Source organism: Photorhabdus heterorhabditis (assembly GCF_018448905.1).
Classification (GTDB): domain Bacteria; phylum Pseudomonadota; class Gammaproteobacteria; order Enterobacterales; family Enterobacteriaceae; genus Photorhabdus; species Photorhabdus heterorhabditis.
Genome location: NZ_RCWA01000020.1, coordinates 72,204 through 80,065 on the forward strand (window position 1 = coordinate 72,204; position 7,862 = coordinate 80,065).

At 41.8% G+C, this 7,862-nt stretch carries 7 protein-coding genes; 5 read left to right on the forward strand and 2 right to left on the reverse strand.

Annotated elements, in window-relative coordinates; genetic code table 11:
* The first annotated feature begins 81 nt into the window (after positions 1–81).
* Entirely contained in the window at positions 82–987 is a 906-nt protein-coding gene (gene oxyR / locus EAE89_RS13700; RefSeq protein WP_149616289.1) for a DNA-binding transcriptional regulator OxyR, read from the forward strand.
* Here oxyR and sthA read toward each other — a convergent pair.
* A complete protein-coding gene (gene sthA / locus EAE89_RS13705) occupies positions 979–2,376 on the reverse strand; it encodes a Si-specific NAD(P)(+) transhydrogenase (protein ID WP_054477669.1) in 1,398 nt (465 codons plus the stop codon). The genes oxyR and sthA overlap by 9 nt on opposite strands.
* 190 nt (positions 2,377–2,566) lie before the next feature.
* On the opposite strand from sthA, the gene fabR reads away from it, so the two are divergent.
* Positions 2,567–3,202 carry an HTH-type transcriptional repressor FabR gene (gene fabR, locus EAE89_RS13710; RefSeq protein ID WP_166304736.1) on the forward strand — a complete coding sequence of 212 codons (636 nt, stop codon included), beginning with the start codon at positions 2,567–2,569 and terminating at the stop codon, positions 3,200–3,202.
* A gap of 23 nt (positions 3,203–3,225) precedes the next feature.
* Positions 3,226–3,597 carry a YijD family membrane protein gene (locus tag EAE89_RS13715; protein ID WP_054477683.1) on the forward strand — a complete coding sequence of 124 codons (372 nt, stop codon included), beginning with the start codon at positions 3,226–3,228 and terminating at the stop codon, positions 3,595–3,597.
* Between the two features lie 66 nt (positions 3,598–3,663).
* Here EAE89_RS13715 and trmA read toward each other — a convergent pair whose 3' ends face one another.
* Entirely contained in the window at positions 3,664–4,764 is a 1,101-nt protein-coding gene (trmA, locus tag EAE89_RS13720; RefSeq protein ID WP_054477674.1) for a tRNA (uridine(54)-C5)-methyltransferase TrmA, read from the reverse strand.
* A gap of 184 nt (positions 4,765–4,948) precedes the next feature.
* Here trmA and btuB point away from each other — a divergent pair, with 184 nt between their 5' ends.
* Complete coding sequence (gene btuB, locus EAE89_RS13725) at positions 4,949–6,808, forward strand: TonB-dependent vitamin B12 receptor BtuB (protein ID WP_214086057.1); 1,860 nt, start codon at positions 4,949–4,951, stop codon at positions 6,806–6,808.
* Positions 6,753–7,616 carry a glutamate racemase gene (gene murI, locus EAE89_RS13730; RefSeq protein ID WP_214086058.1) on the forward strand — a complete coding sequence of 288 codons (864 nt, stop codon included), beginning with the start codon at positions 6,753–6,755 and terminating at the stop codon, positions 7,614–7,616. The genes btuB and murI overlap by 56 nt, the downstream gene beginning before the upstream one ends.
* Positions 7,617–7,862: the final 246 nt, after the last annotated feature.

Consider the following 7,862-nt stretch of genomic DNA (forward strand, 5'->3'; position numbering starts at 1 on the left):
ATCTGATAGTCTTTTCCTCACATTGATATAATTATTTATTGGTAGTTTCTATCACTTATATTAAATATGTTGAGGTTGGGAATGAATATCCGCGATCTGGAATATCTTGTGGCTCTTGCGGAGCATCGGCACTTTCGCCATGCTGCCGATTCTTGCCACGTCAGCCAGCCCACGTTGAGCGGGCAAATTCGTAAGCTCGAGGATGAGCTAGGTGTAATGCTATTGGAGCGTACCAGCCGCAAGGTTTTGTTCACTCAGCAAGGGATGTTATTAGTGGAACAAGCTAAAACGGTTCTCCGTGAGGTTAGGATCTTGCAGGAAATGGCGTCACTTCAGGGGGAAAATATGTCTGGCCCTCTGCATATTGGTTTGATCCCGACAATTGGCCCATATCTGTTACCCCATATTATTCCTGAGCTGCATTATTTGTTCCCTAAGCTGGAAATGTATCTGCATGAAGCTCAGACGCAAAGCTTGTTAGGCCAGTTGCATAGTGGCAAATTGGATTGTGCGATTCTGGCTATGGTTAAGGAGACGGAAGCTTTCATTGAAGTTCCGCTGTTTGAAGAACCCATGAAATTAGCAATCTATGATGGTCATCTCTGGGCAGATCGAGAAAAAGTCTCTATGGATGAATTGGCCGGTGAGAAATTGTTGATGCTAGAAGATGGTCATTGTTTGCGCGATCAGGCAATGGGTTTCTGTTTTCAGGCTGGAGCGAAAGAAGATACCCATTTCCGTGCAACCAGCTTGGAGACTCTGCGTAATATGGTTGCTGCTGGTAGTGGAATAACGTTATTGCCTGACTTAGCAGTTCCGCAGGAGAGAAAACGTGATGGTGTCTGTTATCTGAAATGTAGCAACCCTGAACCTAAACGGTCTGTCATTTTGATTTATCGCCCTGGCTCACCTCTGCGTAGTCGCTATGAGCAATTGGCAGAGGCGATTAAAGCTAAAATGAATGCTTGTTACGGGCAATCAAAATAGCCGGTTCAGGCCATTCAAGGCAGCGACACGATAGGCTTCAGCCATGGTTGGATAGTTGAAAGTAGTATTGACGAAATATTCGATAGTATTACTTTCACCTTTTTGTTCCATAATAGCCTGACCGATATGAATGATTTCAGCAGCACGCTCCCCGAAGCAGTGAATTCCAAGAATCTCTTTTGTTTCTCTGTGAAACAATATTTTCAAACTTCCTACGTTCATCCCTGCAATTTGAGCGCGCGCAAGATGTTTAAATTGTGCGCGCCCAACTTCGTAAGGCACTTTCATCGCAGTTAATTGTTGTTCTGTTTTTCCTACAGAACTGATTTCAGGAATGGTATAGATACCTGTTGGAATATCTTCAATTAGATGAGCTTCTGCACTGCCTTTGGTCATCGCTTGAGCGGCAATTCGGCCCTGATCATAAGCGGCGGATGCCAGGCTTGGATAACCGATAACATCTCCTACGGCATAGATATTTTCGTTGTTGGTTTGATAGATCTTATTGACCTTTAATAAACCACGGCTATCTGCTTCCAGGCCCACATTTTTCAGTCCTAAAGTATCGGTATTGCCTGTTCGACCGTTAGCATAAAGTAGACAATCAGCTTTGACTTTTTTACCGGATTTGAGATGAACAATAACACCATCATCAACCCCTTCAATTTTAGAATATTCTTCATTGTGACGGATCACAACACCGCTATTCCAGAAATGGTAGGAAAGTGCGTCTGACATTTCTTGATCAAGGAAAGCCAGCAAGTAGTCACGGGTATTGATTAAATCAACTTTCACGCCTAATCCACGGAAAATTGAAGCATATTCACAACCAATCACCCCAGCGCCATAAATAATGACATGCCGTGGTTCATGATCCAGTTTCAGAATTGAATCACTGTTATAAATACGTGAATGTGTGAAATCAACATCTGGTGGGCAATAGGGGCGGGAACCTGTTGCGATAATAATCTTATCTGCACTTAAGATATCGTAGTTATCATCGGCATAACGCACACTTACCCGATGTTCATCGATAAAAGTGGCTTCCCCGGAAAACATACGGCACCCGTTGCGCTCGTAAAATCCCTGACGCATTTTAGTTTGCTGATTGATGACAATTTCGGCACGGCGTAAGATTTCGGCAAATGAAGAACGAAGAATGCGGGAGTTATCACTGTACAGCGGATTTTGGTTAAATTCTATAATACGGCTGACAGCGTGGCGGAGGGCTTTGGACGGGATAGTACCCCAATGAGTACAACCACCTCCGACATTATTATAGCGTTCAATAACTGCAACGCTTTTACCCTGTTTCACCAGTCCCATTGCTGCTCCTTCCCCTCCGGGGCCGGAGCCAATGACAATGGCGTCAAAATGAATATGTTGCATAGAGGAAAGACCTGTTTTTACACAAAGTTACAACGCCATATTAACATTGGTTGACTTAATAACCCAAACGCCATAAAGATTTAGTGTCGCAGTTTCATGGTGAAACAGATCAGTATCAGTGACATGATAAGAGTATCATCATAAAATTTGATTATATTCAGACAGAGATATCAGGATTCGTGTGAGTAACATTACTGGCGTCAGAGCGAAACAGAAAGAAAAAACCCGCCGTTCATTGATCGAAGCTGCATTCAGTCAACTGAGTGCTGAAAGGAGTTTTACCAGCCTTAGCTTGCGTGAAGTTGCCCGTGAAGCAGGTATTGCGCCAACGTCATTTTATCGTCATTTCCGTGACGTTGATGAATTGGGACTGACTATGGTTGATGAGAGTGGCTTGATGCTACGTCAGTTAATGAGGCAAGCCCGGCAACGTATTGCTAAAGGTGGCAGCGTCATCCGTACTTCTGTTTCAACTTTTATGGAATTTATTGGTAATAATCCAAACGCATTCCGATTATTATTACGTGAGCGCTCAGGTACTTCTGCTGAATTCCGGGCCGCTGTAGCACGGGAAATCCAACATTTTATTGCTGAGCTGGCAGACTATTTGGAGCAGGAAAGTCATATGCCGAGACATTTTACTGAAGTGCAGGCAGAGGCAATGGTAACAATAGTATTCAGTGCAGGTGCAGAAGCACTGGATATTGATTTGGAGAAAAGACAGCGTTTGGAAGAACGTTTAGTCTTGCAACTACGGATGATTGCTAAAGGTGCATATTATTGGTATCGCAGAGAAATGAATCCACCGGACCCTAAACTTAAATAACTATGAAGAAGGAGAACGAAATGATGGAACAATACCGCCAGGACAAAAGTACATTGTTACTTGCTTTGATTGTCGGATTAGCAACTAATGGAACGTTTTCAGCAGTTTTTAGCTCAGTTGTTTCTTTTTCAGTTTTCCCACTGATAACACTGGTTTTATCAATTTACTGTCTCCATCAGCGCTATTTGAATTACTCAATGCCAGATGGGATGCCTAAGTTGGTTGTCGCCTGCTTCCTGTTAGGATTATTTAGTTATAGTGCAATTATCAGGGTTGAATATCCTGAAATTGGTTCTAATTTTCTACCTGCGGTAATTGGTACCGTATTGGTGTTCTGGATTTATAGAAAAGTCAAAATCCGTAAAAACCAGGCAATTGTGGAAGGTTGCGATTAGTTGGTCAAAAGTGCCGCAAGGATGAAAAATATTTGCGGCGCTTTTGTTTTATATAGCAGCTAAATATTAACTTAATTTTTCCAAAAGTACGCCACATTCCATATGATGTGTATAAGGGAACTGGTCGAATAGAGCTACGCGACTGATTTTATGCGTTTGGGTTAATGTTTCTAGGTTGTGGCAAAGAGTTTCCGGGTTGCAGGAAATATAAAGAATTCGCGGATATGCCTGGACCATTTCAACGGTTTTTTTATCAAGGCCGCTACGTGGTGGATCGACAAAAATGGTTTCACATTGATAGCTTTTCAAATCGATACCTTTAAGACGATTAAATTCGCGTTCGCCATTCATTGCTTGAGTAAATTCTTCGGCTGACATGCGGATAATTTGCACATTATCAATATTGTTGGCCGCGATATTATATTGAGCTGCTGCAACAGATGGCTTAGCAATTTCTGTTGCTAGTACTCTTTCAAAATTTTGAGCTAGCGCCAGAGAAAAATTGCCATTACCGCAGTAAAGTTCAAGTAAATCGCCTTTTGAACCTTTGGTAATATCAATTGCCCATTCGAGCATATGAATATTGACGCTAGCATTTGGCTGGGTGAAACTGTTTTCCACTTGGCGGTAGATCATTTTCCGACCTGCAACAGGTAAAACTTCATCAATATAATCATGATTCAATATGATTTTAGTTTTAGCTGTTCTGCCAATGAGTTCGACATCAAACCCTTTATTTCTTAACTCATTACGTAGTTTTAATGCTTGTTGTGTCCATTCGTCACCCAATTTCTTGTGATACAGCAGAGAAACGAGGATTTTATTACTGCAAGTGGATAGATAATCAATCTGAAATAGCTTATAGCGCAGGGTTTGTTCAGACCTAATGGAGTCAATTAATACTTCCATCATTTTGTTGATTAAGTTACTAGCAACAGGGAATTGAGTAATGCGAATGCGCTGTTTCGTTTGTTGCTCAAACATAATGTGGTACAAATCATCCTGCTCATGCCAAATACGAAATTCTGCCCGCATTCTGTAATGAGATACTGGTGAACGGAAAACCTCTGGCTCCGGGGTCTGGAAAGACGCCATCATGCTTTTTAAGCGGCTTACTTTCTCTGTAAGTTGTTGTTCATAACTTTCCGTTGGCAGGGGATTTTGCATTATGTTTGTTCTCTTATATCTGTAGTAAGAAAAATTTTCGTGCGAAATTGTAGGGAAAGAACAAAGGATGTCCAGTTTTCTTATTTACTCATGCATGATCTTGTCTATGCTTACTATTATGAATAGGTTCAATGCTTCGTCGTAGCGTGTCCTTCTAATAATAAATTGTGGGATGTTTTCTCTCATGATAAATAAAAACCGATTTTTATTATCCGTTGTTTCAATCGTGGTGATCTCCGGTTGGAATCATTCCTCTGTTGCGGAGGGGCGGCAGGATTCATTGGTTGTTACGGCAAGTAGGTTTAAACAGCCTGTTTCAAGCATACTGGCTCCTTATACTGTTGTAACTCGAGATGAAATTGAGCGTTGGCAGTCAAATAGCGTAGCCGATATCTTACGCCGCCTGCCTGGTGTTGATATTGCGCGAAATGGTGGCATCGGGCAGCTTAGTTCTCTATTTATCCGCGGTACTGACTCTCGTCATGTATTGGTGCTGATGGACGGAATACGTCTAAATCAGGCCGGTGTCAGTGGTTCCTCTGATTTAAGCCAAATACCTATATCATTGGTTCAGAAAATTGAGTATATCCGTGGACCTCGTTCAGCTGTTTATGGCTCTGATGCGATTGGAGGTGTTATCAATATCATTACAACCAGAGAGAAACCGGGAACTAACCTCAACGTAAGTATCGGCTCACATGGTTACCAGATTTATGAGGGCGCAACCCAGCGAAAGTTGGCCGAAAATACTGTCATGACAGCAGCAGCTAGCTATACTTATACTAAAGGATATGATGTTGTTTCTGCTGGTAATACCAGTGGTTTCAGACAACCTGACCGTGATGGTTTTATGAGTAAAATGCTCTGGTTGGGAATAGAGCAAAAATTTAATGAGCAATTCAGCGGATTTGCCCGTACTTATGGCTATGATAATAGAACATCTTATGATGCCGATGTTAACTGGAATTATCCATATGCCAGGCCGGATACCCGTGAACTTTATAGCCGTCACTATGACGTAGGAATCCGATTTAACCAAGGGAGTTATTCGTCCCAACTAATCACAAGTTATGATTATATAAAAGACTATGACTTTGATCCTAAATATGGACGCTATGACAAGTCCGCTACTCTGGGTGATTCTGAACAATATAACCTGCAATGGGGAAAGACTTTTCAGTTATATCAGGGAATGGTGAGTACTGGTGTAGATTTTCAAAAACAGTCCATAGACGCAGGAACAAGTGATATTCCGACGAATGAAACGGTACGTAATACAGGAATATATCTGACAGCACAGCAGCAATTAAAAGATTTGGTTCTAGAAGGTGCCATTCGTTCAGATAAACATTCAGAAGCTGGCTGGAATACTACATGGCAAACCAGTGCAGGCTGGGAGTTTATTGAAGGTTATCGTTTGATTGTTTCTTATGGTACGGCGTTTAAAGCGCCGACGCTAAGTCAGATGTATGGTTTTGGTGGAAATCACGATTTGAAACCCGAAGAAAGTAAACAATGGGAAGGTGGTATTGAAGGTGTAGCTGGCTTGCTGAGTTGGCGTCTTTCTGTATATCGTAATGATATTGAGCAATTGATCGATTATACAAATAGTCACTACTACAATATTGGCAAAGTAAGAATTAAAGGTGTTGAGTGGACAGGATCAATGGATACCGGCATATTCCAGCATCAACTGACATTACAATATATTGAGCCACGTAATAATGAAACTAATGAAATTTTAACTCGTCGTGCGAAGCAACAAGTGAAATATCAACTTGACTGGCAGTTATATGATTTTGATTGGGGGTTAACCTATCAATATCTGGGGCAGCGTTATGATAACGATTTCAGTACATATCCCGCTCAAAAAGTGAAATTAGGTGGTGTTAGCTTCTGGGATTTAGCTGTTTCATATCCGGTCACTTCTCATTTAACAATTCGTGGTAGAATAGCCAACCTGCTTGATAAAGATTACGAGACAGTTTATGGCTATCGCACTCCAGGACGTGAATACTACCTCACTGGGAGCTATAACTTCTGATTTGAATAAATTCGCCCGTCCGACAGTTTTAATATTTGACTCTGGTGTAGGTGGCTTATCTGTTTACCAAGAGATCCGGCAATTACTACCGGATCTCCACTATATGTATGTTTTTGATAATGAAGCATTCCCTTACGGTGAGAAATCGGAAGAATTTATTGTTGAACGAGTCGTTAAAATTGTTGACGCTGTTCAGAAAAAACACCCTTTGGCAATAGTCGTTATTGCGTGCAACACAGCAAGTACAGTTAGTTTGCCAGCTCTGCGCGAACGGTTCGGTTTCCCAGTGGTTGGAGTGGTTCCGGCAATAAAGCCCGCGGCAAAGTTAACCCGTAATAGAATTATTGGATTGTTGGCCACCAGAGCGACAGTTAATCGCGTCTATACAAAAGAATTGATCGAAAGATTTGCGACAGATTGCCGGATTGAATCTATAGGCTCTGCTGAATTGGTAGAATTGGCTGAAGTTAAATTGCATGGAGGTGAGGTTTCTTTCGACGCTTTAAAAAGAATATTGAAACCTTGGCTCAGAATGAAAGAACCACCCGATACGGTAGTATTGGGTTGTACTCATTTTCCACTATTGGCAGAAGAACTAGTTCAAATATTACCTAATGGTACACGCTTAATTGACTCTGGCGCTGCCATTGCCCGAAGAACGGCATGGCTGGTTAAGCATCAAGAAAACTTGGTTTGTACTTCAGTAGATAGTCTTGCTTATTGTATGAAAATGAATATTGATACTGATGCATTAATCCCCGTTTTGCAGGTATATGGATTCTCAAAACTGGAACAGCTGGCGACTTAAGTTAAATTTGCCGAAATAATCAGCTGTCGTTAACTTTTTTCAAATAAACACTTGCCAGCGCCGAAGAACGCCCTATAATGCGCCACCACTGACCGACACAACGCTAAGAAAACGTGTGAGGTTGGGCAGGGGAGCGCAAATAAGCGCTTGACTCTGCGGGCAAAAAGCGTAATATACGCAGCCCGGCTGACCGAGAATATCAAATTTTAAGGTGGCCTGCTCTTTAACAATTAATCAGACAATCTG